The sequence below is a fragment of the Streptomyces sp. NPDC008139 genome (assembly GCF_042957025.1).
Lineage (GTDB): Bacteria > Actinomycetota > Actinomycetes > Streptomycetales > Streptomycetaceae > Actinacidiphila.
This window is the reverse complement of record NZ_JBIBHM010000002.1, coordinates 293,289-316,046: the sequence shown is the minus strand read 5'-3', so window position 1 is coordinate 316,046 and position 22,758 is coordinate 293,289. Positions and strand designations below refer to the sequence as shown.

The 22,758-nt window shown below is 72.5% G+C and carries 26 protein-coding genes; 14 read left to right on the top strand and 12 right to left on the bottom strand.

The features are described from left to right. Nucleotides 1-51: 51 nt before the first annotated feature. The gene (gene sigJ / locus ACFZBB_RS05310) at nucleotides 52-1,131 is read left to right on the top strand and encodes an RNA polymerase sigma factor SigJ (protein ID WP_391118009.1); all 1,080 of its coding nucleotides are present in this window, start codon (nucleotides 52-54) and stop codon (nucleotides 1,129-1,131) included. A 122-nt stretch (nucleotides 1,132-1,253) separates the two neighbouring features. Here sigJ and ACFZBB_RS05305 read toward each other — a convergent pair whose 3' ends face one another. The 4 genes from ACFZBB_RS05305 to ACFZBB_RS05290 all read right to left on the bottom strand — a co-directional run bounded on the left by ACFZBB_RS05305 (nucleotide 1,254) and on the right by ACFZBB_RS05290 (nucleotide 4,904). Beyond that, the gene (locus ACFZBB_RS05305) at nucleotides 1,254-1,754 is read right to left on the bottom strand and encodes a cupin domain-containing protein (protein ID WP_355341098.1); all 501 of its coding nucleotides are present in this window, start codon (nucleotides 1,752-1,754) and stop codon (nucleotides 1,254-1,256) included. Between the two features lie 156 nt (nucleotides 1,755-1,910). Beyond that, nucleotides 1,911-2,549: a flavin reductase gene (locus tag ACFZBB_RS05300; protein WP_391118007.1), complete on the bottom strand. Its 639-nt coding sequence runs from the start codon at nucleotides 2,547-2,549 to the stop codon at nucleotides 1,911-1,913. Nucleotides 2,550-2,931: 382 nt separating this feature from the next. After that, nucleotides 2,932-4,080, bottom strand: coding sequence for a hypothetical protein (locus tag ACFZBB_RS05295; RefSeq protein WP_391118005.1), 1,149 nt, complete (start codon nucleotides 4,078-4,080; stop codon nucleotides 2,932-2,934). A gap of 83 nt (nucleotides 4,081-4,163) precedes the next feature. Continuing rightward, nucleotides 4,164-4,904 carry a L,D-transpeptidase family protein gene (locus ACFZBB_RS05290; protein WP_391118002.1) on the bottom strand — a complete coding sequence of 247 codons (741 nt, stop codon included), beginning with the start codon at nucleotides 4,902-4,904 and terminating at the stop codon, nucleotides 4,164-4,166. A gap of 76 nt (nucleotides 4,905-4,980) precedes the next feature. Between ACFZBB_RS05290 and ACFZBB_RS05285 the strand changes: the two genes are divergently transcribed. Next, nucleotides 4,981-5,283: a hypothetical protein gene (locus ACFZBB_RS05285; RefSeq protein ID WP_391118000.1), complete on the top strand. Its 303-nt coding sequence runs from the start codon at nucleotides 4,981-4,983 to the stop codon at nucleotides 5,281-5,283. A gap of 34 nt (nucleotides 5,284-5,317) precedes the next feature. Here ACFZBB_RS05285 and ACFZBB_RS05280 read toward each other — a convergent pair whose 3' ends face one another. Together ACFZBB_RS05280 and ACFZBB_RS05275 are read right to left on the bottom strand one after the other, a co-directional pair. Continuing rightward, nucleotides 5,318-5,878: a GNAT family N-acetyltransferase gene (locus tag ACFZBB_RS05280; RefSeq protein WP_391117998.1), complete on the bottom strand. Its 561-nt coding sequence runs from the start codon at nucleotides 5,876-5,878 to the stop codon at nucleotides 5,318-5,320. Between the two features lie 198 nt (nucleotides 5,879-6,076). Continuing rightward, nucleotides 6,077-6,619: an SRPBCC family protein gene (locus tag ACFZBB_RS05275; protein WP_391117996.1), complete on the bottom strand. Its 543-nt coding sequence runs from the start codon at nucleotides 6,617-6,619 to the stop codon at nucleotides 6,077-6,079. A gap of 229 nt (nucleotides 6,620-6,848) precedes the next feature. Between ACFZBB_RS05275 and ACFZBB_RS05270 the strand changes: the two genes are divergently transcribed. Then, a complete protein-coding gene (locus ACFZBB_RS05270) occupies nucleotides 6,849-7,313 on the top strand; it encodes a universal stress protein (protein ID WP_391117993.1) in 465 nt (154 codons plus the stop codon). Here ACFZBB_RS05270 and ACFZBB_RS05265 read toward each other — a convergent pair. Beyond that, a complete protein-coding gene (locus tag ACFZBB_RS05265) occupies nucleotides 7,297-7,947 on the bottom strand; it encodes a winged helix-turn-helix domain-containing protein (protein ID WP_391117991.1) in 651 nt (216 codons plus the stop codon). The genes ACFZBB_RS05270 and ACFZBB_RS05265 overlap by 17 nt on opposite strands. 94 nt (nucleotides 7,948-8,041) lie before the next feature. Next, nucleotides 8,042-8,170 carry a hypothetical protein gene (locus ACFZBB_RS05260; RefSeq protein WP_262928374.1) on the bottom strand — a complete coding sequence of 43 codons (129 nt, stop codon included), beginning with the start codon at nucleotides 8,168-8,170 and terminating at the stop codon, nucleotides 8,042-8,044. 183 nt (nucleotides 8,171-8,353) lie between these two features. Between ACFZBB_RS05260 and ACFZBB_RS05255 the strand changes: the two genes are divergently transcribed. Next, nucleotides 8,354-8,521, top strand: coding sequence for a hypothetical protein (locus tag ACFZBB_RS05255; RefSeq protein ID WP_355341375.1), 168 nt, complete (start codon nucleotides 8,354-8,356; stop codon nucleotides 8,519-8,521). Between the two features lie 29 nt (nucleotides 8,522-8,550). On the opposite strand, the gene ACFZBB_RS05250 is transcribed toward ACFZBB_RS05255, so the two are convergent. Together ACFZBB_RS05250 and ACFZBB_RS05245 are read right to left on the bottom strand one after the other, a co-directional pair. Continuing rightward, a complete protein-coding gene (locus ACFZBB_RS05250) occupies nucleotides 8,551-9,375 on the bottom strand; it encodes a hypothetical protein (RefSeq protein ID WP_391117989.1) in 825 nt (274 codons plus the stop codon). Nucleotides 9,376-9,515: 140 nt separating this feature from the next. Next, the gene (locus tag ACFZBB_RS05245) at nucleotides 9,516-10,748 is read right to left on the bottom strand and encodes an acyl-CoA dehydrogenase family protein (RefSeq protein WP_391117987.1); all 1,233 of its coding nucleotides are present in this window, start codon (nucleotides 10,746-10,748) and stop codon (nucleotides 9,516-9,518) included. A gap of 149 nt (nucleotides 10,749-10,897) precedes the next feature. Between ACFZBB_RS05245 and ACFZBB_RS05240 the strand changes: the two genes are divergently transcribed. The 7 genes from ACFZBB_RS05240 (at nucleotide 10,898) to ACFZBB_RS05210 (ending at nucleotide 17,589) form a co-directional block, all read left to right on the top strand. After that, nucleotides 10,898-11,542 carry a TetR family transcriptional regulator gene (locus ACFZBB_RS05240; protein WP_188282467.1) on the top strand — a complete coding sequence of 215 codons (645 nt, stop codon included), beginning with the start codon at nucleotides 10,898-10,900 and terminating at the stop codon, nucleotides 11,540-11,542. Between the two features lie 253 nt (nucleotides 11,543-11,795). Next, nucleotides 11,796-13,034, top strand: a complete 1,239-nt coding sequence (locus tag ACFZBB_RS05235) for a MurT ligase domain-containing protein (protein WP_355341129.1) — start codon at nucleotides 11,796-11,798, stop codon at nucleotides 13,032-13,034. A gap of 60 nt (nucleotides 13,035-13,094) precedes the next feature. Next, nucleotides 13,095-13,823, top strand: a complete 729-nt coding sequence (locus tag ACFZBB_RS05230; RefSeq protein ID WP_188282469.1) for a type 1 glutamine amidotransferase — start codon at nucleotides 13,095-13,097, stop codon at nucleotides 13,821-13,823. A gap of 247 nt (nucleotides 13,824-14,070) precedes the next feature. Then, nucleotides 14,071-15,096, top strand: coding sequence for a 6-phosphofructokinase (locus ACFZBB_RS05225; RefSeq protein WP_188282470.1), 1,026 nt, complete (start codon nucleotides 14,071-14,073; stop codon nucleotides 15,094-15,096). Between the two features lie 170 nt (nucleotides 15,097-15,266). After that, on the top strand, nucleotides 15,267-16,223 hold the full coding sequence (locus tag ACFZBB_RS05220; protein ID WP_391117985.1) for a cytochrome c oxidase assembly protein: 957 nt from the start codon (nucleotides 15,267-15,269) through the stop codon (nucleotides 16,221-16,223). A gap of 15 nt (nucleotides 16,224-16,238) precedes the next feature. Then, on the top strand, nucleotides 16,239-17,291 hold the full coding sequence (locus ACFZBB_RS05215) for a hypothetical protein (RefSeq protein ID WP_391117983.1): 1,053 nt from the start codon (nucleotides 16,239-16,241) through the stop codon (nucleotides 17,289-17,291). Between the two features lie 136 nt (nucleotides 17,292-17,427). Then, nucleotides 17,428-17,589 (top strand): hypothetical protein, encoded by a 162-nt coding sequence (locus tag ACFZBB_RS05210; protein WP_355341139.1) that lies wholly within the window; start codon nucleotides 17,428-17,430, stop codon nucleotides 17,587-17,589. A 129-nt stretch (nucleotides 17,590-17,718) separates the two neighbouring features. Here the strand turns inward: ACFZBB_RS05210 and ACFZBB_RS05205 are convergent, their stop codons facing one another. Next, nucleotides 17,719-18,435 carry a TetR/AcrR family transcriptional regulator C-terminal domain-containing protein gene (locus ACFZBB_RS05205; RefSeq protein ID WP_391117981.1) on the bottom strand — a complete coding sequence of 239 codons (717 nt, stop codon included), beginning with the start codon at nucleotides 18,433-18,435 and terminating at the stop codon, nucleotides 17,719-17,721. Nucleotides 18,436-18,553: 118 nt separating this feature from the next. Between ACFZBB_RS05205 and ACFZBB_RS05200 the strand changes: the two genes are divergently transcribed. The 3 genes from ACFZBB_RS05200 (at nucleotide 18,554) to ACFZBB_RS05190 (ending at nucleotide 22,112) form a co-directional block, all read left to right on the top strand. Next, on the top strand, nucleotides 18,554-20,041 hold the full coding sequence (locus ACFZBB_RS05200) for a DHA2 family efflux MFS transporter permease subunit (protein WP_391117979.1): 1,488 nt from the start codon (nucleotides 18,554-18,556) through the stop codon (nucleotides 20,039-20,041). Between the two features lie 158 nt (nucleotides 20,042-20,199). Then, nucleotides 20,200-20,925, top strand: coding sequence for a 1-acyl-sn-glycerol-3-phosphate acyltransferase (locus ACFZBB_RS05195; protein WP_391117977.1), 726 nt, complete (start codon nucleotides 20,200-20,202; stop codon nucleotides 20,923-20,925). A 143-nt stretch (nucleotides 20,926-21,068) separates the two neighbouring features. Continuing rightward, the gene (locus ACFZBB_RS05190) at nucleotides 21,069-22,112 is read left to right on the top strand and encodes an NAD-dependent epimerase/dehydratase family protein (RefSeq protein ID WP_391117975.1); all 1,044 of its coding nucleotides are present in this window, start codon (nucleotides 21,069-21,071) and stop codon (nucleotides 22,110-22,112) included. A gap of 21 nt (nucleotides 22,113-22,133) precedes the next feature. On the opposite strand, the gene ACFZBB_RS05185 is transcribed toward ACFZBB_RS05190, so the two are convergent. Then, complete coding sequence (locus ACFZBB_RS05185; RefSeq protein ID WP_391117973.1) at nucleotides 22,134-22,736, bottom strand: DUF1707 domain-containing protein; 603 nt, start codon at nucleotides 22,734-22,736, stop codon at nucleotides 22,134-22,136. Nucleotides 22,737-22,758 lie beyond the last annotated feature (22 nt).

Sequence of the window (22,758 nt, the reverse complement as noted above, 5' to 3'; positions counted from 1 at the left end):
TTCGGGTCCGCGGTACCTCATAGGTGAAACGCATCACGGGAGGCTCACATCGTGTCCGACACTCCGGCTCAGCTCCCCTCGGCTGCTGGTGACCGCGCGACCGAGGTGTTCGTCGGCCATCGGGAACTCCTGTTCTCGGTGGTCTACAACCTGCTCGGCAGTGTCTCCGACACCGAGGACGTCCTCCAGGAGACCTGGCTGGCCTGGGCCCGCCGGGTCCGCCAGCCGGACGCCGAGGAGATCGACAACCCGCGCGCGTACCTGGTGCGGATCGCGGTCAACCAGGCGCTCGCCCGGCAGGCGACGATCAGCCGCCGCCGCGAGACGTACATCGGGCCCTGGCTGCCCGAGCCGCTGCTGACCCGTACGCCCGAGGCCCTCGACAGCCCGCAGGGCGCGCAGGCCGTGGACGCCGCGGAGTCCGCGCTGCGCACCGAGTCGGTGTCCATGGCGCTGCTCGTGGTGCTGGAGACGCTGACGCCGCTGGAGCGGGCGGTCTTCGTCCTGCACGAGGTGTTCGGTTACGCGCACACGGAGATCGCCGAGATCCTGGGCCGCAGCCCGTCCGCGATTCGGCAACTCGCGCACCGGGCCCGCGAGCACGTCCAGGCCAGGCGGCCCCGGTACCAGGCCGACCCGCACCTCCAGCAGCAGGTCACCGAACGGTTCGTGGCCGCCGCGCTCGGCGGCGACATCGCCGAGCTGATGAGCCTGCTCGCGCCGGACGTGACGATGTGGACCGACGGCGGCGGCAAGGTCCGCTCCGCGCTCCGGCCGGTCAACGGCCGGGACAAGGTCGCCCGCTTCCTCAACGGCTACGCCACCAGCCGGCTGCCCGAGTCGCTGGACATTCGCTACCAGCAGGTCAACGGCGACCCGTCGGCCGTCGTCTTCTCCGGCGACTCGCCGTACGCGGTCATGGTCATGGACCTCAACCCGAGCAACGACCAGATCACCGACATCTACCTGGTCACCAACCCCGACAAGCTCTCCCGGGTCCGGCTCGACGAGAGCGGTGAGCCGACGGGCGCGCCGCGGCTCGCGCCGGACGCGGTGCCCGAGCTGGAGCTGGACCCCGAGCGGGAGGACGCGCACCCGCGGGAGGCGGGACGGCGCGCGGACACCCCCTAGGCCCGGGAGCCGCCGGGTGAATCCCCCGGACCGGCCGCCCCCCGTCACCCGACGGCGCGCAGGGCGCCGGTCACCCGGCGGCTCCCGACCCCCGTCGCGAGGACGGTGCGCGGCGGTACGGACTACTGCGGCGCGCTGACCGGCGGGCCGCCGTGCGGTCCCCCCTGCGGCCGGGCGGCGGTGATGCCGTGCCGCTCGCCGACCGCCTTGATCGTGTCCCAGTCGGGCCGCTCGGGGCGGGTCAGCACCTCGCTCAGCTCCTCGAAGAACAGCTCGATGCCGCCGGGCGTCATCGTGCAGAGCATGAGTCCCGTGGTCTCGCCCACGTTGAAGAAGGAGTGCCACACGCCGCGCGGGCCGTGCACCATCGTCCCGGCGGGCGCCTTGTGGATCTCCTCGCCGACCTTGACCTCGAATTCCCCCTCAAGGACGTAGAAGGACTCGTCGGTGTCATGGTGCACATGCCACACCGAGCCCTCCCCCGCGGGCATGCGGACCTCGTAGAACGAGGAACGGCCGCTGGTGTCCGAGCCGCGCAGCAGGAAGCGGGTCTCCTCGCCTCCGCCGTATGTGATCGGTACGACGTCCTCCAGTCGGACGACCTTGCCGGAATCCACGCCCATCACACCCTCCACCGGTCGAATTCGGGAACTCGCAGAAACGTCAGGAACACGAACACCGCGGATCAACTCGGATCCACGCGGAAGACCACGGGCCGTCGCGAAATATCGCCGTGCGACGCACCGCCGTGCCAAGGAAACAGGGAACGGGCGGGGCGGTCAGCCGTCGATGATGGGGTGCACGCCGCGCAGTTCCTCCTCCAGCGCGCCGAGCCAGCCGCGGAAGAAGACCAGCGGCTCCTGGTGCTGCCGCGGCACGCCCAACTCGACCACGCGGCCGAGGAAGATCGTGTGGTCGCCGCCGTCGAACTCCTCGACCAGTTGGCAGGACAGGAACGCCAGCGCCTCACTGAGCACCGGAACGCCCGTCACCGACGGGTGGTTGGCCACGTCGTGGATCTCCGCGGTGCCCTTGCCCGCGAAGGCGCGCGCCACGCTCTCCTGCTGCCCCTGGAGGAAGTTGACGACGAATTTCCCCGACTCCTGCACGACGGACCGCAGTCGGGACTCGTTGTGCAGGCAGAACAGCACCAGCGGCGGGTCGAGGGAGACCGAGGTGAACGAGTTCACCGTGGTGCCCTCGGCGTTGCCGTCCTCGCCGCTGGTGATCACCGTCACGCCGGTGACGAACATCCCGCACACCGTCCGCAGGGACCGGCCGTCCACCGGGTGCGCCTGATGCAGTGACATCAGTCTGCTCAACGGGGCCGGCTCGCCCACCCGTTCACCGGGCGGCGCCACCGTATTTCCGGCGACGGTCCCGGCCGCCACCGCGTTCGACGACATCGCACCTGCCATCGTCCACACCTCCCACACCACAGAGCCCGACAACGCGATTCAGGGGCCGCACCCGGACGTCAGGGGACGGTCGTCATGGTCGTTCGGAGAGAACCCGAGAGATTCAGAGGGATTTCGAGATATTCGTAGAGATTCTGAGAGAAAGGACCGCGCCGGGGGCTTTCGCCGACACCGCACCGGATCCTGACTACCAGGTTCTTCGGTCCGCCGGTCCGTCACAAGATCTCCGGTTTCAGGTCTCGGTCAGGAACCACAGATGCACCGCCCGACCTTCCGGAAAGGGCCAGGCGCGTGTCAGAGGAGTGTCAGATCCGGCGGTCGGTGGGCGAGGGCCGGCCGAGGGCGACCCGGCAACCGACGTTCGGCCGGAGGCGGTTGGCCGTCAGACCGCGCGGCCGAGCGCGGTGAGCATCTGCCGTCCGCCGGGGCCGAGCGGGAAGCAATTGGTCCTGGCGAGCCCGGCACGCAGCGCGAGGCTGCCGCCGAAGGACGCGAGGTCCGCGTCGGGCGCGGTCACGACCAGCGCCACGCCGAACCGGCCGCCGACGGCGACGACGCGCTCGGCGAGCCGGGTGGCCTCCAGGTCGTCCGCGAAGACGAGTCGGCAGTCCTCGACGGCGAGCACGATGCCCTGCCAGGTGTCGGTGGGGTCGGGGACCGGGCCGTGGTGGCGGGCGCGGTCGGCGATCACCGCCACCGCGTCGCGCAGCAGGTCCACGGTCTGCTCGCGGGTGGCGGCGGTACGGGCGGCGGCCTCGGCGATCGGCGTCGGCGTGTCGTGCCGGCCGCCGGGGTCGGCCAGCCACAGCGTGAACTCCTCGCGGCACGCGGCCTCGTAGAGCACCATCAGCAGGAAGCTGCTCTTGCCGCTGCCGGGCGCGCCGCAGATCAGGCCGCTCTCCATGCCGGAGCCGGGGGTGTTGAGCTGCCAGTAGGCGGGCTCGCCGGTCGCGTCGACGCCGACGCGGTGGCGTCCGGTGGTCTCGTCGTAGGTCGGCCCGGGATAGCGCGGGCCGCGCTGCTGGGGCACGGTGTCGCGGGCGGCCCTGGTCTCGGCCTCGCTGAGTGCGGACTCCAGGACGCGGCGGGCGCGGTCGGCGATTTCGGGGTCCACGGCTCCGGTCGCCACAGCGGTGTCGTGCTCGGCGACGGCGAGCAGGCGGCGCCTGGCCCGGTCGTCGCCCGCGGCTCCCGCGTCGACCACCAGGCGGGCGGCGCGCTCGCACAGGTCGGCGGCCCTGGCGTAGGCGCGGGCGTCCTCCGGCCGTTCGAGCCGCATGTCGACCGCGGTGCGGTAGCAGGTCCTCGCGGTCGTCTGGAGGCGGCCGAGGTCGGCTCCGAGGGCGATGAGGACGAGCTGGGCGTGGACGATCTGCACGGCTTCCGCGTGCGAGAGCATCCTGGGCCCCGTCTCCGTCCCGACCGTCTCCCCCGAGCCGCCGTCGGCCTCGCGTAACAAGCAGTCGGTGCCGTGCGTCCACGCGTGGACGACGTCTTCCACGGCCTGCGACCGGTCCTCTGCGAACGACACGGCAATTCCCCTTCGCGTCACTGGTGTTGCGCCTGTGCCCTACGGTACGGGGCGGTAGCGTCACCCAACAGCGCGCCAGGGGGTCAGTAACCGGTCAACGCCGTGCCGCCGTCCACGGTGCCGATGGCGATGTGCGGCTGCGCCGCGGGCCGCAGCCACGCGAGGATCCGGCTCATCGCGTCGGCGGGTACCGAGACGCAACCGGCCGTCGCGCCGCTGCCGTTGACGTGCAGGAAGATCCCGGCACCGCGGCCCTTGACCGGTTTGGCGTAGTTGAAGTCGATCAGGACGGCATGCGCGTACTGCCCGGGGTAGTCGGCCAGGCGCTCGGACTCGGTGCCCCGGCAGTCCTTCGGCAGCGGGTCGACCCAGCGGTTGTAGGAGGTGGACTGGGTGTCCTCGCACCACCAGGCGGTCGGGGTGACCGCGCTGTACGGCAGGGTGGTGCCCGCGGGCGCGGCGGCGTTGCCGAAGGCGAGCGGCAGCCCGTAGAGGCCGGTGGGCGTGGTGCTGGTGTTCTGGGTCCGGGTCGCGCCGTCGGCCAGGCCGTGGGCGCCGAAGCGGGCGGGTGCGGTGCCGACGGCCTTCCAGCCGCCGCTCTGCTTCTCCCACCAGGTGAGGGTGCCGCTGGTGGAGCCGAGGGTGGGGGCGCTCGCGGTGATGAGCTGGGTGCCGCCGCCGGTGTCCTTCATGATCTGCGGGAGGTTCGCCACGGGCCGGGGCTGCGCCGTACCCGAGCCGGGACCGGCGCCGGTGCCGCCGACCGCGAGGGTGGTGGCGAGGGCCGCGGCGGTGACCAGGGTGGTCGGGGTCAGTGGGCGCACGGGGTCTCCTCGGTGCGGTGGTGGCGGATGAGCGCCAGCCGGGTGTGTGCGGGGTGTGAATGGGCAGCAGCTAAGCATGACCGTTGTGGTAATCGGCCGTATGGAGAGCATTGTCAGCTCCGCGACCACGGTCCTTCGCGAGGAGGGTTTCGACGCGCGTGGCGTCACCGGCGCGCGCGACGCCGTCTCCCTGATCGGCGCGGGCGGTGTGAAGGCGCTGGTGATCGGCGGCGGTGTGGGCCCGCTGGCCGCGCGTCGGCTGCGGAAGGCCGCCGCCGCGCACTCGGTGACGGTGATTCGCGGCGGCCTGCGCGGCCAGGACGTGCGCGGTTACGTACGGCAGCAGATCGTGCCCCAGCTGCGGGCCGCCGGTTCCTGACGGCCCGCGGCTGGCCGCGAACGCCCTGCGACCGTCAGCCGGTCGCCGTGGGAGCCCCGGCCGGGTCAGCCTCAGGGGCGTCCGGCGTCAGGTCGATCACCCAGTCGTGGCACGTGATCGGGTTGCCCTTGGGGTACTCGAAGTCGGCCTCGCCCAGCAACGTGAATCCGGCCTTGCGGCAGACGGCGTTCGACGCCGGGTGGCTGACCTTGGGGAAGGCGTGCAGGTGGCGGTGGGCGCCCGCGGCTCCGGCCGCCTCGGTCACCGCGCGGGCGGCGTCCGCAGCCAGGCCCCGGCCCTGGAACTCCGGGAGGATCGCCCAGCCGGTCTCGTAGACCTTCCCGCCCCGCCACGTCTGTTCCCAGAAGCCGATGGAACCGGCGACCTCGCCGTCCGGGACGAGCACCACGCGGTACATCCGGCCGCCGGTCTTCTCGATGTCCTGGTAGCGCTGGTGCCGGGAGAGCAGTTGCTCCTCGGTCTCCGGTCCGCCGAGGTGCTCGGTCATCTCGGGTGTGTTGGTCCTGCGGAGCAGCCACAGGTCGTCAGCCGACCAGGGCTCGATGCGAACTCGCGGCTCATGTGCGTCGTTCATGTCCGCACCGTACGACGAGGGTCCGACAGTCGGCCCCCGAGGCAGGCCGGCGCGGGCCGGACACAGGCTGAAGCGAGCCCGGAGCGGGTCAGGAGCGGGTCCGGACATGAAGGAGCCCCGGCCGGGACGGGGGGACCAGGCCGGGGCAGTAAAGGGTGAAGAACGTGTGCGAACGTCTTCACATTATTAGTTTAACACTCAATGAGCGAAGTCAAAGCCACTCGGCGCGGACGTGGACCGCACCGGGCCCTCGGGGGCCGAGGCGACCGCCGGAGCGGACACCGGAGCGTGCAGCGGGGTGGCCGGGGCGCGGGAGCCGCCGAGCAGATCGCAGAATTTCCTCGCGTCGGCGGGCAGGTCACGGCGCCAGGCCATGGCCACGACCGGGGCGAGCAGTACGAGGGCCGCGCGCAGCGAGCTGGTGACCGACAGCCGCACCAGCGTGCCGTCGGCGTGCGGGGCGAGCTCGAAGCCGTACACGGGCACCTGGGTGCCCAGCGGGCACCACATGCGCTGGCCGCGGAAGACTATCCGGCGGCCCGGTTCGAAGGCGGCGCAGACCAGCCGGTGCGGTCTGCGCCGTCCGGGATAGCGGTAGCGGTACTCCGCGTTCACGCCCGGCGGGACGGGCGCCGAGTCGACGAAGGCCACCCCCGAGCTCCACAGGGCGAGATTGCGGGCGTCGGCGAGGAAGTCGAAGACCTCCGTGGTCGGCCTCGACACGAACACGTTCGTGGACACGCTCGGCATCACAAACCTCCCCGGTAGCGGCGTGGGCGGCGAGCCGTCGCGGGTACGCCGACCACACCCGTGGGGTGCGCGGCTCCGGCGCGGTACCGCCGCCTGTTTCACTCCTCTCGCACAGCGTGCCCCGCAAAGGTGCACATGTCGTGGCAATGCGCCCATTGGAGTGAGAACGCTGCGTGCCGGGGGATGAAACCGCAGGCCGGAGGCCGATAGCCTGGCGCGCGTGGAAGAGCAGAAGCTGCCGGCGCACTTCGAGCGCGGCACGGACGGACCGAAGGTCATCCTCGCCGGACTGGACGGCTCCGACACGTCGTGGCGGGCCGCCGCGTACGCGGCGGGGCTCGCGCGGCGGCAGCACGCGCTGCTCGCCCTGGTCTACGTGCAGCCGTACATGCCGACCGGCGCGGCCCTCGGGGTCCCGGTGTCGGAGGTCGACACCGGGATCGCCGAGCAGCTCCTGGCGGAGATCCGCGACTCCGTCGAGCGGTTGCAGGGGACGTTCACGGTGCGGTGGGAGTTCCACACCTTCCGCGGCGACCCCTACAACGGCCTGACCACGGCCGCGGAACAGCTCACCGCGGACGCGGTCGTGGTGGGCGCCTCGGAGCGCGCCGGGCACCGGTTCGTCGGCTCGGTCGCCGTCCGGCTCGTGAAAGCCGGACGGTGGCCGGTCACGGTCGTGCCGTAGCCGCGGTCGCGCCCGCGGTCGATACCGGCGCGGCGGGGGCGTACTTGTAGCCGACCCGGCGCACCGTCACGATGCTGGCGCGGTGCTCCGCGCCGAGCTTGCGGCGCAGCCGGGCGACGTGGACGTCGACCGTGCGGCCGTCGCCGACATGCCCGTATCCCCAGACCGTGGTCACGAGTTGGTCGCGCGAGTGCACCCGGTGCGGGTGCGCGACGAGGTGCGCGAGCAGTTCGAACTCCAGGTAGGTCAGGTCGAGTTGGCGACCGTCGACCGCGGCGGTGCGGCGCTCGTCGTCGATGCTGATCGGCACCTGGGACAGCGGGTCGGAGGTCTCCGCCCGGCCGGTGCGGAACTCGGTGGCCGGGGCGGGGACGGCGGTCGGGACCTGCTCGGCCGGGACGAGCACCAGGTAACCGACCATCGGGGCGCCGCCGGGGATGGTGGGCAGCACATGCCCCGGCGCGGGCAGCCAGGTGGCGCCGGGCGGCAGGAAGTCCGGTGCGGGCGGCACCTCGTCGGGGCGTACGGCGCGCAGTCGCTGCCGGTTGACGGCCGGAGCGCCGCCGGAGGAGGGCGCGCCGCCCGGTCGGGCGGGCAGGGTGGGAAGGGAGTGGACGTTCGGCAGGTTCGACATGATTCGGCTCTTTCGCGCGATGGGGTCGTCAGGACGCCGTATTGCGCGGGGACCGGTGGCTGCGGGCAGCGGCTCGGAGGCCGGTGCGGCGGGGTCAGCTCAGGACGCGGGTCCGCGCGGGGGTCGCGCGGCAACACCAGCGGTCGAAGTGGTGCTCCTGCCGGGACGGCCAGAAGGGCTCGAGGTCGTCGCGACCTGTCCCGGAGTCAGTAGTGCTGGCCATGTGTCCTATTGAACCAGACGACGTGCGCGTGCGGTGAGCGCCCGGACACACTGGTGCCGCTTTGCCCGCATTCCGGCCACTGACCTGGGCGCGCGCTCCGGGTCGGCGCGCGGGCCGACCCGGAGCGCGGACGGCTCGGGGCGCGGGTCTACCCTGGGCAGCCGGACCATAAGGAGTACCCCCATGCATACCCACATGGATCTCGGCGCGTTCCACGACGTCACGACGTTCGCGATGTCGAATTCGCCCGGCCCCGGTCCGGTGATGCGCAGCATCATCGTCGTCTCGGTGGTCGGTGTGGTGTTCCTCGCCTGGTTCCTGCTGCGCGGTTACCGCAACGACGGGGACTAGTCACGCGGGGCCGCGCCGGGCGGCGGCGGTCATCTCGCGCGCAGGCCGTACGCGACCTCGTAGGCGTACAGCCAGGTCAGCGGCCCGACGGCGCCGTCCGCCGGGCCGAGCGCGGCGACGTAGTGCCGCTGGAGGGCCTTGACCTTGGTCAGGTCGAGCGCGGTCATGGTGCGGGACGGGCCGACCTTGTACGGCGGGCCCCAGTTGCCGCGTTGCAGCCAGGTCTGGAGCAGCAGGGTGTGGTCGCTGACCGCGCCGAGGACGAAGTACTCACGGCCGGGGAACGCGGGCGCCGGGTGCGTGGTGGCGGTGGGGCGCACTCGGTAGGAGGTGACCGCCGTGCCGCCGCGCGGGTCGGCGGGGTCCGCGGTCGGCGGGCAGATCCCGTCGGGGAAGCGCGGCGCGAAGTAGCCGGTGACGCGCTGGGCGTGGCGCAGTTCACGGTGCGACCACACGCCGTTGCCCTGGCCCCGGTCGGTGGCCCCGGCCTTCACACTGTTGCCGCCCTTGGTGTGGACGTAGCGCTCGTCGAAGCCGGTGACGATCTCGGTGTGCCCGCCGCCGTCCAGATTCGCCCAGGCGCCGATGCTCGGGTACGCGGACCAGGCGCCCTTGCGTCGGGCCCATGTGCTGAACGCGGTCACGTTGTCGGTCTTCGGGACGGCCTGGTCGAGACCGACGTCGTGATACATGTCCCAGTCGAAGATCACGCACCAGGAGACGCGGTTCTCTCCGTACTCCTTGCCGAATTCCGTGTCGTTGTCCCAGCCGTCGGCGCCGCTCCAGTGCTCGTAGACGCGTTCCGGGACCGCCATGACGTGTTCGATGAGTCGTTTCCACTGCGGGTCGGCCATCGGCCCTCCCCGGGGCTTGCGCCGGAAATCGGCGCGTATCGGATGATGTACACCCTGCCCAACGAGGGGGTGGCCGCCGGGACATGCTCAGGGGCGGACACCCCGGCGTCCGCCCCTGAGTCCTGTGCCGTCGCGCCGCGTCAGCGCAGCGGCATCCCGGACAGCGTGCGGGCGATGACCAGACGCTGGATCTCGCTGGTGCCCTCGAAGATCGTGTAGATCGCGCTGTCGCGGTGCATGCGCTCCACCGGGTACTCGCGGGTGTAGCCGTTGCCGCCGAGGATCTGGATGGCCTGGGCGGTGACCTTCTTGGCGGTCTCGCTGGCGAAGAGCTTGGACATCGAGCCCTCGGCGGAGGTGAAGGGCTTGCCCGCCGTCGCCATCCAGGAGGCGCGCCAGACCAGGAGGCGGGCGGCGTCGATCTGGGTGCGCATGTCGGCGAGCTGGAAGGCGACGCCCTGGTTGTCGATGATCGGGCGGCCGAACTGCTCGCGACCGGTGGCGTATTCGAGGGCGTATTCGTACGCGGCGCGCGCCGTGCCGACGGCCATGGCGCCGACCGCCGGGCGGGAGGCCTCGAAGGTGGCCATCGCCGCGTTCTTCACCCGCTCGCCGCCATTGGCCGACTTGGCGCGCTCGCGGGCCCGTGCCAGCCGCTCGTCGAGCTTGTCCTTGCCGCCGAGCAGGCAGTCGCCGGGAATCCGTACGTCCTCCAGGACGACCTCGGCGGTGTGCGAGGCGCGGATGCCGTGCTTCTTGAACTTCTGGCCCTGGGACAGGCCGGGAGTGCCGGGTGGCACGATGAAGGAGGCGTGGCCCTTGGTGCCCAGCTCCGGGTCGACCACGGCGACGACGACATGGACGTTGGCTATGCCGCCGTTGGTGGCCCAGGTCTTGGTGCCGTTGAGCACCCACTCGCCGGTGGCCTCGTCGTAGACGGCGCGGGTGCGCATCGCGGAGACGTCGGAGCCCGCGTCGGGCTCGGAGGAGCAGAAGGCGGCGAGCTTGACGTCGTCGGCGTCGCCGTACATCTGCGGGACCCAGGTGCCGATCTGCTCCTCGGTGCCGTTGGCGAGGACGCCGACGGCGGCGAGTCCGGTGCCGACGATGGACAGGGCGATGCCCGCGTCACCCCAGAACAGCTCTTCCATGGTGAGCGGGATGCCCAGGCCCGTGGGGTCGAAGAACTGCTGGGCGTAGAAGTCCAGCGAGTACAGTCCGATCTTGGCGGCCTCCTGGATGATGGGCCACGGGGTCTCCTCGCGCTCGTCCCATTCGGCGGCGGCCGGGCGCATCACGTCGGCGGCAAAGCCGTGGATCCAGTCGCGCACGGACTGCTGGTCGTCATTGAGTTCGAGCGTGAAGTCGCCCATCTTCCCCTCCACGTGCCGGTTACTAGCGGTAACAGCAGTCTGTTACCGACCGGTAGGCCATGTCAACTCATTCCGCCGCGCGCGGGGGGCGGCTGGCGGGGTGTTACGTTGCGCTGACCACCAGCAATCGAACAATTGGGGAGGCGCGGGTGGACACCGGCCAGCGGCAGGACCAGCGGACGGCCACGGAGCGGCGCCGGGCGGAGCTGCTCGAAGCGGCCGACCGCGTCGTCCTGCGGGACGGGCCCGAGGCGTCCATGAACGCCATCGCCGCCGAGGCGGGCATCACCAAGCCGATCCTCTACCGGCACTTCGGCGACAAGAGCGGCCTGTACCGGGCGCTGGCCAAGCGGCACACCGACGCGCTGCTGGCCACCCTGCGGGCCGCACTGGACTCCCCCGGCGACCGCAGGGACCGCGTCGAGGCCACCTTGCACGCGTATCTGTCCGCCATCGAGGCCCACCCGCAGGTCTACCGCTTCCTGATGCACCCGGCCGAGGCGCCCGCCGACGGCGACAAGGGACTGGACGCCGGACGGCACTCCGTACCGCTGCTGCGCCGCATGGGCGAGGACCTGGCCGAGGTGATCGCCGAACGCCTCGACCTCGGCCCCGACTCGGAGCAGCTCGCCCGCGCGTGGGGACACGGCATCGTCGGCATGATGTACGCGGCGGGCGACTGGTGGCTCGGCGAGCGGCCGTTCTCCCGCGACCTGCTGGTCAGGCACCTGGCCGACCTGCTGTGGGGCCGCCTCGCGGCGGCCGGCGACCGGGCGGGCAGCCCGGGGCTGTAACGCGGTCGGCGGATCAGGAACCGCGGGCGGGCCGCACCCGTCCCCACAGACAGCGCCGGCGGCGCGGATGCCCCCGGTGCGCGTGGAGTTCGGCGCGCGGCCCGACCGGGGCGGCGCGGTGCGGTCCGGGGGCCCGGAGTCGATAGGCTGAGCCGGGACCGAACCTTGTCGGCCGCCCAAGTGGCGCTCGGAGGCGTACAACCAGCCGCCACGGGGCAGCGGGGCCGGTCGCAGTCGAGGAGGAAGAGAGACGATGGCAGGCAACTCGGAGCCGCTGTCGCCGCGGGCGAAACTGGCCGTGACGGCGGGCAAGGTGGCGGCGGGCGTGTCGCGTGCGGCAGGCCGTGGCAGCGGCTCGGTGATCGGCGGCAAGGTGGCGCTGAGATTCGACCCCGACCTGCTGGCCAGGCTCGCCCGGCACCTCGACGTGATCCTGGTGTCGGCGACCAACGGCAAGACCACCACCACCCGGCTGCTGGCCGAGGCGCTGCGCGCGGGCGGCCCCGTCGTCTCCAACGCGCTCGGCGCGAACATGCCTGCGGGGATCACCTCCGCGCTGGCGGGCGGCTCCGAGGCGCGCTTCGGCGTGATCGAGGTCGACGAGAAGTACCTCGCGGGTGTCGCCCGCGACGTCGCCCCCAAGGCCATCGCGCTGCTCAACCTCTCCCGCGACCAGCTCGACCGCGCGGCCGAGACCCGCATGCTGGCCGAGAAGTGGCGCGAGGGCCTGGCCGGGGTCGAGGCGATCATCATCGCCAACGCCGACGACCCGCTGATCACCTGGGCCGCCTCCTCCAGCCCGACCGTGGTGTGGGTGGCGGCGGGCCAGGAGTGGAAGGACGACGCCTGGTCGTGCCCGTCCTGCGGCGGCGTCCTGCAACGCCCGTCGGAGGACTGGTTCTGCGCCGAGTGCGGTTTCCGCCGCCCCACCCCGACCTGGGCGCTGTCCGGCGACCACGTGATCGACCCGCACGGCTCCGCCTGGCCGATCCACCTCCAGCTCCCGGGCCGCGCCAACAAGTCGAACGCGGCGGTCTCGGCCGCCGCCGCCGCCGCCTTCGGCATCGACCCCAAGGTCGCGCTGGAGCGGATGTACGCGGTGCAGGCGGTCGCGGGCCGCTACGACGTGGTGAGCTTCCAGCAGCGCGAGCTGCGGCTGCTGCTGGCGAAGAACCCGGCCGGCTGGCTGGAGACGTTCTCGCTGATCGACGGCCCGCCCACCCCGGTGATCCTGTCGGTCAACGCGCGCGGCGCCGATGGCACCGACACCTCCTGGCTGTGGGACGTGGACTACACCCGCCTGGCCGGACACCCGATCATGGTGATCGGCGACCGCAAGCTGGACCTCGCGGTCCGCCTGGAGGTCGCCGGGCTCCAGTTCCGGGTCTGCGCCAACCTCGACGAGGCGGTGCGCTCCGCGCCGCCCGGCCGGATCGAGGCCATCGCCAACTACACCGCCTTCCAGGACCTGCGCCGCCGGGTCGGCAACTGACCGCGACCACGTCGCGTCACATCGCGTCACGTTGCTGACGACGGACAAGGAGAAGCACGCATGAGTGAGTCCAGCCTCCGCCTGGTGTGGGTCTACCCCGACCTGCTGAGCACCTACGGCGACCAGGGCAACGCGCTGGTCGTGGAGCGCCGCGCCCAGCAGCGCCGGGTGCCGGTCACCCGGGTCGACGTCCGCTCCGACCAGCCGGTGCCGACGTCCGGGGACATCTATCTGATCGGCGGCGGCGAGGACCGCCCGCAGCGGCTGGCCGCGGAGCGGCTGCGCCGCGACGGCGGCCTGAACCGGGCGGTCGCCAACGGCGCGATCGTCTTCTCGGTCTGCGCGGGCTACCAGATCCTCGGCCACGAGTTCGTCAACGACCTGGGCCGCCCCGAGCCGGGCCTCGGCCTGCTCGACGTGGTGAGCGTGCGCGGCGAGGGCGAGCGGTGCGTCGGCGACGTCCTGGCCGACATCGACCCGCACCTCAATCTGCCGCCGCTGACCGGCTTCGAGAACCATCAGGGCGTCACCCATGTCGGCCCGCAGGCCAGGCCGCTGGCCAGGCTGCGGATGGGCAAGGGCAACGGCACGGGGGACGGCACCGAGGGCGCCTTCAACGACACGGTCTTCGGCACGTACATGCACGGTCCGGTGATGGCCCGCAATCCGCAGATCGCCGACCTGCTGATCAAGCTCGCGCTGGACGTCAACGCGCTGCCGCCGGTCGACGACCAGTGGTTCGAGGCGCTGCGCGCCGAGCGGATCGCGGCGGCCGTACAGCCCGCGTGACACCGTTCCGACCCGCCTGACCCGTACCGCGCCCGTGTCCTCGCAGGAGGGCGCGGGTGTCGTGCGTCGCGGGGGTCCGAGGCGGGTCCGTCACGCTGCGCAGGCGTTCCCCGGAGTTTGAGTAATCGTCAGGTGTCCGCAGTTCGGTCGCCGTGGAGGCGTGACAGCCGCTCTCGGTAAGCTGGCTGCGATCCATCCGGACGACGGGGTCCGGCCGTCCGGTCGAGTTGCGGGAGTAACGAGAGCAATGCGTATTGGTGTGCTGACCAGCGGCGGCGACTGCCCCGGGCTGAACGCCGTCATCCGGTCCGTGGTGCACCGCGCCGTGGTGGACCACAGTGACGAGGTCATCGGCTTCCACGACGGGTGGAAGGGCCTGCTCGAGTGCGACTACCGCAAACTGGACCTCGATGCCGTGAGCGGCATCCTCGCGCGCGGCGGCACGATCCTCGGCTCCTCGCGGGTCCAGCCCGCCCACCTGCGCGGCGGGGTCGAACAGGCCAGGGGCCACGTGGCCGACCTGGGCCTGGACGCGATCATCCCGATCGGCGGTGAGGGCACCCTCAAGGCGGCCCGGCTGCTGTCGGACGCGGGCCTTCCCATCGTCGGTGTGCCCAAGACCATCGACAACGACATCGCGTCCACGGACGTGACCTTCGGCTTCGACACCGCCGTGATGGTGGCCACCGAGGCCCTGGACCGGCTCAAGACCACCGCCGAGTCGCACCAGCGGGTGCTGATCGTGGAGGTCATGGGGCGGCACACCGGGTGGATCGCGCTGCACTCCGGGATGGCGGCGGGCGCGCACGCGATCCTGGTGCCGGAGCGGCCGTTCGACGTGTCGGAGCTGGCGCGGGTCGTCGGGCAGCGCTTCGAGGCGGGCAAGAAGTTCGCGATCGTGGTGGTCTCCGAGGGCGCCAAGCCGCGCGAGGGCACGATGGACTTCACGTCGGGCGCGACCGACATCTACGGCCACGAGCGGTTCAGCGGCGTCGCCAACCAGCTCTCGGTCGAACTGGAGGAGCGGCTGGGCAAGGAGGCCAGGCCGGTCATCCTCGGGCACGTCCAGCGCGGCGGCACGCCCACCGCGTACGACCGCGTCCTCGCCACCCGCTTCGGCTGGCACGCCGTGGAGGCCGTCCACAAGGGCCGGTTCGGCATGATGACGGCGCTGCGCGGCACCGACATCACGCTGGTTCCGCTCGGGGAGGCCGTCGAGCACCTGAAGACGGTGCCCGCCGAGCGGTACGTCGAGGCCGAGTGCGTGCTGTGAGTGACGTGTCCTGACGCTTCATGACGTGCTCCGACCACGTGGGTCGGCGCTCCCCGCCCCCGGCCGAATCGGCGTCCGGGGGCGGTTCTACTCTGGAGCGGGCACAAGGGTCGAATCGGAGCACGGGCCGGACCGGCAGCACGCGGCCCGGCGCGACAGGAGAGTGACGGATGGACCACGGCGGACACGGCATGCACATGGACTTGCCGCCGTTCACCCTCGGCCGGGGGTTGTCGTTCAGCGGCGGCGATCCGTTCTTCCTCATCGGCTGCCTGGTGGCGCTGGTCCTCTACGGCTGGGGCGTGCTGCGGCTGCGGCGGCGCGGTGACTCGTGGTCGCCCGGCCGTACCGTGGCGTTCGTCACAGGGGTGCTGACGGTCGCTCTGGTGATGTGCACCAAGCTCAACGACTACGGCATGGTCATGTTCAGCGTGCACATGGTGCAGCACATGGTGCTGAGCATGCTCTCACCGATCCTGATCCTGCTGGGCGCCCCGGTGACGCTGACGCTGCGGGCGCTGCCCGCCGCCGAGCGCGGCCGCACCGGACCGCGCGAGCTGCTGGTGAAGCTGCTGCACAGCCGGTATCTGCGGATCATCACGCACCCGGCCTTCACGCTTCCGCTGTTCATCGCGAGCCTGTACGGGCTGTACTTCTCGCCGATCTTCGACACGCTGATGCACACCAGGACCGGGCACATCGCGATGATGGTGCACTTCCTGCTGGTGGGCCTGCTGTTCTTCTGGCCGATCATGGGCGTCGACCCGGGGCCGCACCGGCCCGGTTATGTGATGCGGATGCTGGAGCTGTTCGCGGGGATGCCCTTCCACGCGTTCTTCGGCATCGCGGTCATGATGGCCAGCGAGCCGATGCTGACCACCTTCGAGCACCCGTCCGCCTCGCTGGGCATCGACGCGCTCGGCGACCAGACGGCGGCGGGCGGCATCGCCTGGGCGTTCAGCGAGATCCCGTCGGTCGTCGTGCTGGTGGCGCTGCTCTTCCAGTGGTACACCTCCGAGCAGCGGCAGGCACGGCGCGGCGACCGGGCCGCGGACCGCGACGGTGACGCGGAACTCGTCGCGTACAACGCGTATTTGGCATCGTTGGAGGCGCGCGGTCGCGGCTGACGGAGGGGGCCCGGGATGGGCGAACAGGTACGGATCTCGGGGGCGGCGCTGGAGCTGCCCGGCGGGGTGACGGTCCGCTTCATGCGGACGCTGCGGCTGCCCGAGAAGGGCACGCACCCGCTGCCGCCCGGCCTGGGCTCCTTCCCGCTGCGCCGCGTGGGCGACTTCGCCGGGCGGACTCCGGAGCGGTGGCGCGCGCACGGCGGGGTGCTGCTGCCGGTGTACCAGCGCGAGGCGATGTGGCTCAGCTTCTCCTCAGCCGCGCCCGCCGCCCTCCAGGTCGGTGTCGGCAAGGTGTGCGCGGTGTCGGGCCGGCCGTGGAGCGACCGGCTGTCGCGCGACCCGCAGAATTACGTGGTGCTGCCCCGGCAGCCGTGGCTGGACGGCATCAACTCGGGCCCCGGCACGATCCGGCAGTTCGTGGCCGTGCCCCTGGGGCTCGGCGCGACCGTGGAGGGGCAGGTCTCCGGCGAGGAGGTCTGGGGCGGGGTGCAGCTCCAGGTGTTCGAGCTGCGCGAGGAGCCGCTGGCCCGCTGGCGCGCCGAGCAGAGCCGCAGGACGGTGACGACGAACGGGCCGTGGGGTGTGTCGGCGCAGGCGGCCGGGGGGTACGGCGGACCCGCGCTCCCGTCGACGGCCCCTGGCGCGGGTCCCGTGCCGCCGCCCGCACCGATGGCGGCCAGGTCGGCGCCCGCGATGGGGCTCGGCGCGGGCGGCCGGATGCGCCAGGAGGTGTACCGCGACGAGCGGCCCGCCGAGGCCTGGCGGAAGAAGCCGTCCGGCCGGGTCTTCGTCCACCTGGCGACGGCCCCGCAGTGGCGGGAGATCACCGGCGAACCGGCGCCCGCGTCCCCGGTGGACCGGGCGGCGTACAACGCGGCGGGGCTGCCGTGGTTCGACTACTACGACGCGGACGGCGAGGATCTGGCCGCCACCGAGCCGCTGGCCGGGGTCAGGCCGGTCGGTGACTGGCTGGGCGACGACGAGCAGCCGTGGGCGCCGCCGAAGCCGGAGCAGGTCAAGTACCTGGGCGACGATCCGGGCCGGGTGACCGACGGGGAGTGGTGAGCGGCCTGGCGCGCGGCGGGCCGTGAGGCGTGGTGGCGCGCGGGGTGCCCGTGGGGTCACCATGAAGGAAGGGCCGCGATACGGCTTCCGCCTCGTCGGCGGGTGCGCGCACGCGCCTGCGGAAGGGAGGCGTGCGATGCCGGGTTCCGTGAAAGCGATGGCGTTGACCACGGTGGCGTTTCTGGTGGCGGTGGTCGCCTACACCGTGGCACTGGGGTCGAACGGCTGGCTGTGGTTCGGCTGGGTGGTGCTGGGGCTGTGCACGGCGGGGGCGGCGGCGATCCGGGAGCCGCACTGAGTGTGCGGGCCGCGCTGAGCGAGCCCTGGGCCGGGCGGGCGGCCGACCGGCCGGATACGGATACGGGCGGGCGGCCGGATCTGGGCAGGCGGCCGGATACGGGCGGGCTGCCGGATCTGCGCGGGTGGCCTACTCCCCCGCCGCCGGGGCCGCGTGCCGGGCGAGGCCGGAGACCAGCAGGTCGAGGCCGAATTCGAAGCGTTCGTCGCCGACGTCCCGCATCAGCTCGTCGACCATGCCGGTGATGACGGGGAACTGCCCGCTGGGCAGGCTCTTGTAGTAGTCGCGGACCTGGGCGAGGAAGTCGTCCTTGCCCGCCGTCGTGACGCCGGTGCGGAAGGCGAGGGCGGCCTCCTCGGCCGCGGCGGCGGTGACGTACAGCGCGAGCGCGTCGACCCCGTAGGCGCAGACCTGCACGGGCAGTCGCCCCGCGGCGAGGATGGCGAGCACGCCCTCGGCCGTGCGCATCGCGTTCTCGCCGGTGGGGACGCCGATCTCGATCGAGAGCCGGGCCAGGTCGCCGTGCGCGGCCAGCGCCGCGCGGGCCTGCCGCATCACGTCCTTCACCTGCTCCTGCCACCGCTCGGGGTCGGGGACCGGGCAGTGGATCTCGGCCCTGACCCGGTCGAGCACCAGGGCGATCAGCTCGTCCCGCCCGGCGACGTGCGCGTAGAGGGAGGCCGCTCCCGTGCCCAACTCCTGGGCGACCCGGCGCATGCTCATCGCGTCGATGCCCTCGGTGTCGACGATCCGCAGGGCCGCCGCGATGATCCCGTCCTGGCTGAGGACGCGGCGCGGCGCGCGCTTGCGGGTCGGTCCCCAGGGCGGGGCGGGGATCTCGGTCACGGCGGTGGAACCTCCAGGGACAGCGGCTGCGAACATCGTACTTGACGCGAACAGTGTTCGTAAGTAGAACAGTGTTCGTTCACAGCACGCCGTCCCGCCACCGCCCGGAGGAATCACCGTGACCGCATCGACCCTCACCGAGGACCCGGATCGCGCGTCGGAGCCGGACGCGGCCCCGGCCGGCGGTGCGCGGCTGCGCTGGCTCGCCCTCGCCGTGGTCCTGGCCGTGGAGGTGATGGACCTGCTGGACGCCACGATCGTCGGCGTGGCCTCGCCCTCGATCCAGGCGGACTTCGGCGGCAGCTCCACCCGTATCCAGTGGATCGCCGCCGCGTACACCCTCGCCTTCGCCGTCCTGATGATCACCGGGGCGCGGCTCGGTGACATCGTCGGCCGCCGCCGGATGTTCCTGATCGGGGTGGCGGGCTTCGCGGTCTGCTCGCTGCTGTGCGCCTGCTCGGGCTCCGCGGACATGCTGATCGGCATGCGGGCGGCGCAGGGCGCGTTCGCCGCGATGATGGTGCCGCAGGGCCTCGGCCTGATCAGGGAGGTCTTTCCGCCGGCCGAAATGGGCGCCGCCTTCGGCGTGTTCGGCCCGGTGATGGGTCTGGCGGCGGTCGCCGGTCCGGTGCTCGGCGGTTTCCTGACCGACGCCGATCTCTTCGGCACCGGCTGGCGGGCGATCTTCCTGATCAATGTGCCGATCGCGCTCGTCGCCTTCGCCGCCGCCCCGCTTGTACTGCCGGAGAGCCGCGCCCCACGGCCGCCCCGGCTCGACGTGCCGGGTGTCGGCATCCTCAGCGTCGCCGTTCTGCTGCTGGTCTATCCGCTGGTGCAGGGCCGCGACCTGGGCTGGCCGCTGTGGAGTCACCTCTGCATGGCGGCGTCCGTACCGGTCCTCGTCCTCTTCGCGCGCTACCAGAGGTCGGTACGGGCCCGCGGCGGCTCGCCGCTGATCGAGCCGGGACTGTTCCGGCACCGCGGCTACACCGGCTCCCTCGCCGTCGGCCTGGTCTTCTTCGCCGCGCTGACCGGCCTGATGCTGGTGGTCACCCTCTACCTCCAGTACGGGCTCGGCTTCAGCGCCCTGCACGCGGGCGCGACGATGATCCCCTGGGCGTTCGGCTCCGCCGTCGGCGCGACGCTGTCCGGCATGTGGCTCGGCCCGCGCTACGGCCGCCGTGCCGTACAGGGCGGACTGCTGCTCACCGCGCTGTCCGTGGGCGCGGTGGCGCTGACCGTGCGCCTGGCGGGCGACTCCGTGACGAGCTGGCAGCTCGTACCGTCCCTGCTGGTCAGCGGCGCGGGACTCGGTGTGGTGATGGCGCCGTTCTTCGACATCGCGCTGGCGGGTGTGTCCGACCAGGAGACCGGCTCCGCCTCCGGGGTGCTCAACGCGGTGCAGCAGCTCGGCGGTTCGATCGGCGTCGCCGTCCTGGGCACGGCCTTCTTCGCCCGGACCGGACACGGCATGGGCGCGGCGGCCGTGGCCACCTTGCTGATGGCGGCGGGCGGGCTCGCCGCCGCCTTCCTGGTGGCCTTCCTGATGCCGCGCGCGGCCCAACACGCCGGGCAGGGCGAGGAGTCGGAGCCGGCCGGACACTGACCGGAGAACCGTGCGTACGCCCCGGCCGGGCAAAGGCGCGGGTCGTGGGCGTGCGCCGGGCTCGCGCGGCGGGGGCGCGGGCACTACTCTGCCGGGGCACCGAGGATCGGGGCACCGCTGTCCGGGCGCACCGGGACGGGTCAGGGGAGGCAGCCACCGTGTTCTACCGACTGCTCAAGTACGTGGTCCTCGGGCCGCTGTTGCGGCTGATGTTCCGGCCCCGGATCGAGGGGATGGAGAACATCCCCGAGAGCGGCCGGGCGATCATCGCGGGCAATCACCTGTCGTTCACCGACCACTTCGTGATGCCCGCGATCCTGCCGCGCCGCATCACCTTCCTGGCCAAGGCCGAGTACTTCACCGGTCCCGGCCTCAAGGGGCGGCTGACGGCGGCGTTCTTCCGCAGCGTCGGACAGATCCCGGTCGACCGGTCGGGCGGCAAGGCGTCGCAGGCCGCCGTCACCGCGGCGATCGAGGTCCTGGAGCGTGACGAACTGCTGGGCATCTACCCGGAGGGCACGCGCTCGCACGACGGGCGGCTGTACCGCGGCAGGACCGGCGTCGCGCTGATGGCGCTGCGCGCCCAGGCCCCCGTGATCCCCTGCGCGGTGCTCGGCACCTTCGAACTCCAGCCGCCGGGACGGAAGTTCCCGCGCATCGGCCGGGTCACCATCCGCTTCGGCGAGCCGCTGGACTTCAGCCGCTTCTTCGGCATGGAGGAACAGCGGTACGTGGTGCGGTCGGTGACCGACGAGATCATGTACGCGATCATGGCGATGTCGGGGCAGGAGTACGTGGACCGGTACGCGGGCGAGGTGAAGGCCGAGCAGGCGGCGCTCGCGCAGAGCGGCACCGGGGGGCGACTGCGCCGCAAGTCGTCCTGATCCGGGGCTTCTTCCCGCCCCGCCGGGAATGCGCCGCGCCCCGCCGGGACCCCGTCACGCGCTGCCGGGATTGCGCCGAGGGCGAATCCGCGCAGGGCGAACCCCTCTGTTCCGCGCGGTGCCCGCCCGCATAGCGTCCCACCATGACGGGAACCGCGTTCGTGATCGGCGCTTCTGGACAGATCGGGCGGCAGGCCGTACGCGCCCTGGCCGCGGACGGCTGGCAGGTGACGGCCGCCTCGCGCGGCGGCGGCGCGGACGAGGGGTGGCCGCCGGGCGTGCGTACGGTCCGGGTCGACCGCACGGACAGCGCCGCGCTGGCCGCGGCGCTCGGCGACGGCTGCGACGTCCTGCTGGACTGTGTGGCCTACGACGGCGCCGACGCACGGCAGTTGCTGTCGCTCTCCGACCGGATCGGGTCCGCAGTGGTGATCTCCAGCGCGGCGGTGTACGAGGACGACGCGGGCCGCAATTTCGACACGCAGGCCGAGCCGGACGGCTCCCCGCGCTTTCCGGTGCCGCTCCCGGAGACCTGCGCGACGGTCGCGCCGGGCCCCTCGACGTACGGCACCCGCAAGGTCGAGTTGGAGCGGACGCTGCTGGAGGCGGGCGACCGGCTGCCGTCGACGCTGCTGCGCGCCGGAGCGATCCATGGCCCGCACAGTCCGCTGCCGCGTGAGATGTACTTCGTCAAGCGCGCGCTGGACGGCCGTCCGGTGCGGGTGCTGGCGTACGGGGGCAGGAGCCGGTTCCATCCGGTGCACGTGTCGAACATCGCCGAGCTGGTCCGGCTGGCGGCGGCGAAGCCGGGCTCCCGCGCGCTGAACGCGGGTGACCCGCGGGTGCCGACGGTCGCGGAGATCTCCGCCGCGGTGGACCGGGCGCTCGGCGTGACCAGCGAGACCGTGCTGGTGGACGGGCCGCCGCCGGAGCCGACGGTGGGCGACACTCCGTGGGGCATGCCGTACCCGATGGTGCTGGACATGTCGGCGGCCGAGCGCGAACTGGGCTACCGCGCGGTCACCTCGTACGAGGAGTCGCTGCCGGGGACGGTCGCCTGGCTGGCGGCCGAGCTGGACACGGCGGACTGGCGCGAGGTGTTCCCGCTGCCCGCGCGGCTGTCGGAGCACGGCGACTGGTTCGACTACGCGGCCGAGGACCGCTGGCTGGCCGGGCGCGGGGCGTGACGCCCGGTCGGCGCCGCGGCGTCAGCGGCCGTCCCGCCAGGGCCACTTGAAGCGGCGCATCACCCGGACGTGACCGAAGACGGAGCGTCCGGTGATCCGTACGACCGGTCCGTCCACGCCGCTCTTGTCGCTGCGGCGGCCGTGCTGGGAGCGCTTGCCGAACAGCGCCGTGCCGACGTCGTAGACCTGCGCGTGGTCGGGGACGATGACCTCGACCTTGCCGAAGAAGGAGTCGGCCTGGATGACCACCTCGCGGCGGGTGAACACCGCCTGCCGCAGGTCGATCACGACGGCGCCGAAGCTGGCCCGTACGACGGTGTGCGGCGGCACCGGCCACTGGCCCGAGCGGCGGACCTTGCTGAACAGCGCCCGCACCGCCTCGTTGTCGGCGGGCGAGGCGAGCGGGGCGCCGGGCGCGGGGGCGGGCAGGTCGGCGGTGAGCGGCGCCAGTTCGCCGCGGGTCCTGGCGGCGTAGGCCGCCTCCATCCGCTCGGCGTGCTCCTCCGCGGTCAGTCGGCCCGCGGCGAAGGCCTCCGCCAGCAGCGCGGCCGTACGGTCGCGCTCGTCGTCGGACGCCCGCATCCTCGGCTCGCCGGAACGCGCCTTCGGGGACAGCTCGGACACGGCACTACCTCCCAGGGAAACG

Coding starts and splice junctions, on each gene's coding strand:
- ACFZBB_RS05285 (WP_391118000.1), top strand. CDS start 4,981: ATGACCGTTGTGGTAATCGGCCGTATGGAGAGCATTGTCAGCTCCGCG.
- ACFZBB_RS05280 (WP_391117998.1), bottom strand. CDS start 5,878: ATGAACGACGCACATGAGCCGCGAGTTCGCATCGAGCCCTGGTCGGCT.
- ACFZBB_RS05260 (WP_262928374.1), bottom strand. CDS start 8,170: ATGGCCAGCACTACTGACTCCGGGACAGGTCGCGACGACCTCGAGCCC.
- ACFZBB_RS05265 (WP_391117991.1), bottom strand. CDS start 7,947: ATGTCGAACCTGCCGAACGTCCACTCCCTTCCCACCCTGCCCGCCCGA.
- ACFZBB_RS05225 (WP_188282470.1), top strand. CDS start 14,071: ATGCGTATTGGTGTGCTGACCAGCGGCGGCGACTGCCCCGGGCTGAAC.
- ACFZBB_RS05245 (WP_391117987.1), bottom strand. CDS start 10,748: ATGGGCGACTTCACGCTCGAACTCAATGACGACCAGCAGTCCGTGCGC.
- ACFZBB_RS05190 (WP_391117975.1), top strand. CDS start 21,069: ATGACGGGAACCGCGTTCGTGATCGGCGCTTCTGGACAGATCGGGCGG.
- ACFZBB_RS05230 (WP_188282469.1), top strand. CDS start 13,095: ATGAGTGAGTCCAGCCTCCGCCTGGTGTGGGTCTACCCCGACCTGCTG.
- ACFZBB_RS05215 (WP_391117983.1), top strand. CDS start 16,239: ATGGGCGAACAGGTACGGATCTCGGGGGCGGCGCTGGAGCTGCCCGGC.
- ACFZBB_RS05300 (WP_391118007.1), bottom strand. CDS start 2,549: ATGGCAGGTGCGATGTCGTCGAACGCGGTGGCGGCCGGGACCGTCGCC.
- ACFZBB_RS05210 (WP_355341139.1), top strand. CDS start 17,428: ATGCCGGGTTCCGTGAAAGCGATGGCGTTGACCACGGTGGCGTTTCTG.
- ACFZBB_RS05235 (WP_355341129.1), top strand. CDS start 11,796: ATGGCAGGCAACTCGGAGCCGCTGTCGCCGCGGGCGAAACTGGCCGTG.
- ACFZBB_RS05255 (WP_355341375.1), top strand. CDS start 8,354: ATGCATACCCACATGGATCTCGGCGCGTTCCACGACGTCACGACGTTC.
- ACFZBB_RS05220 (WP_391117985.1), top strand. CDS start 15,267: ATGGACCACGGCGGACACGGCATGCACATGGACTTGCCGCCGTTCACC.
- ACFZBB_RS05250 (WP_391117989.1), bottom strand. CDS start 9,375: ATGGCCGACCCGCAGTGGAAACGACTCATCGAACACGTCATGGCGGTC.
- ACFZBB_RS05305 (WP_355341098.1), bottom strand. CDS start 1,754: ATGGGCGTGGATTCCGGCAAGGTCGTCCGACTGGAGGACGTCGTACCG.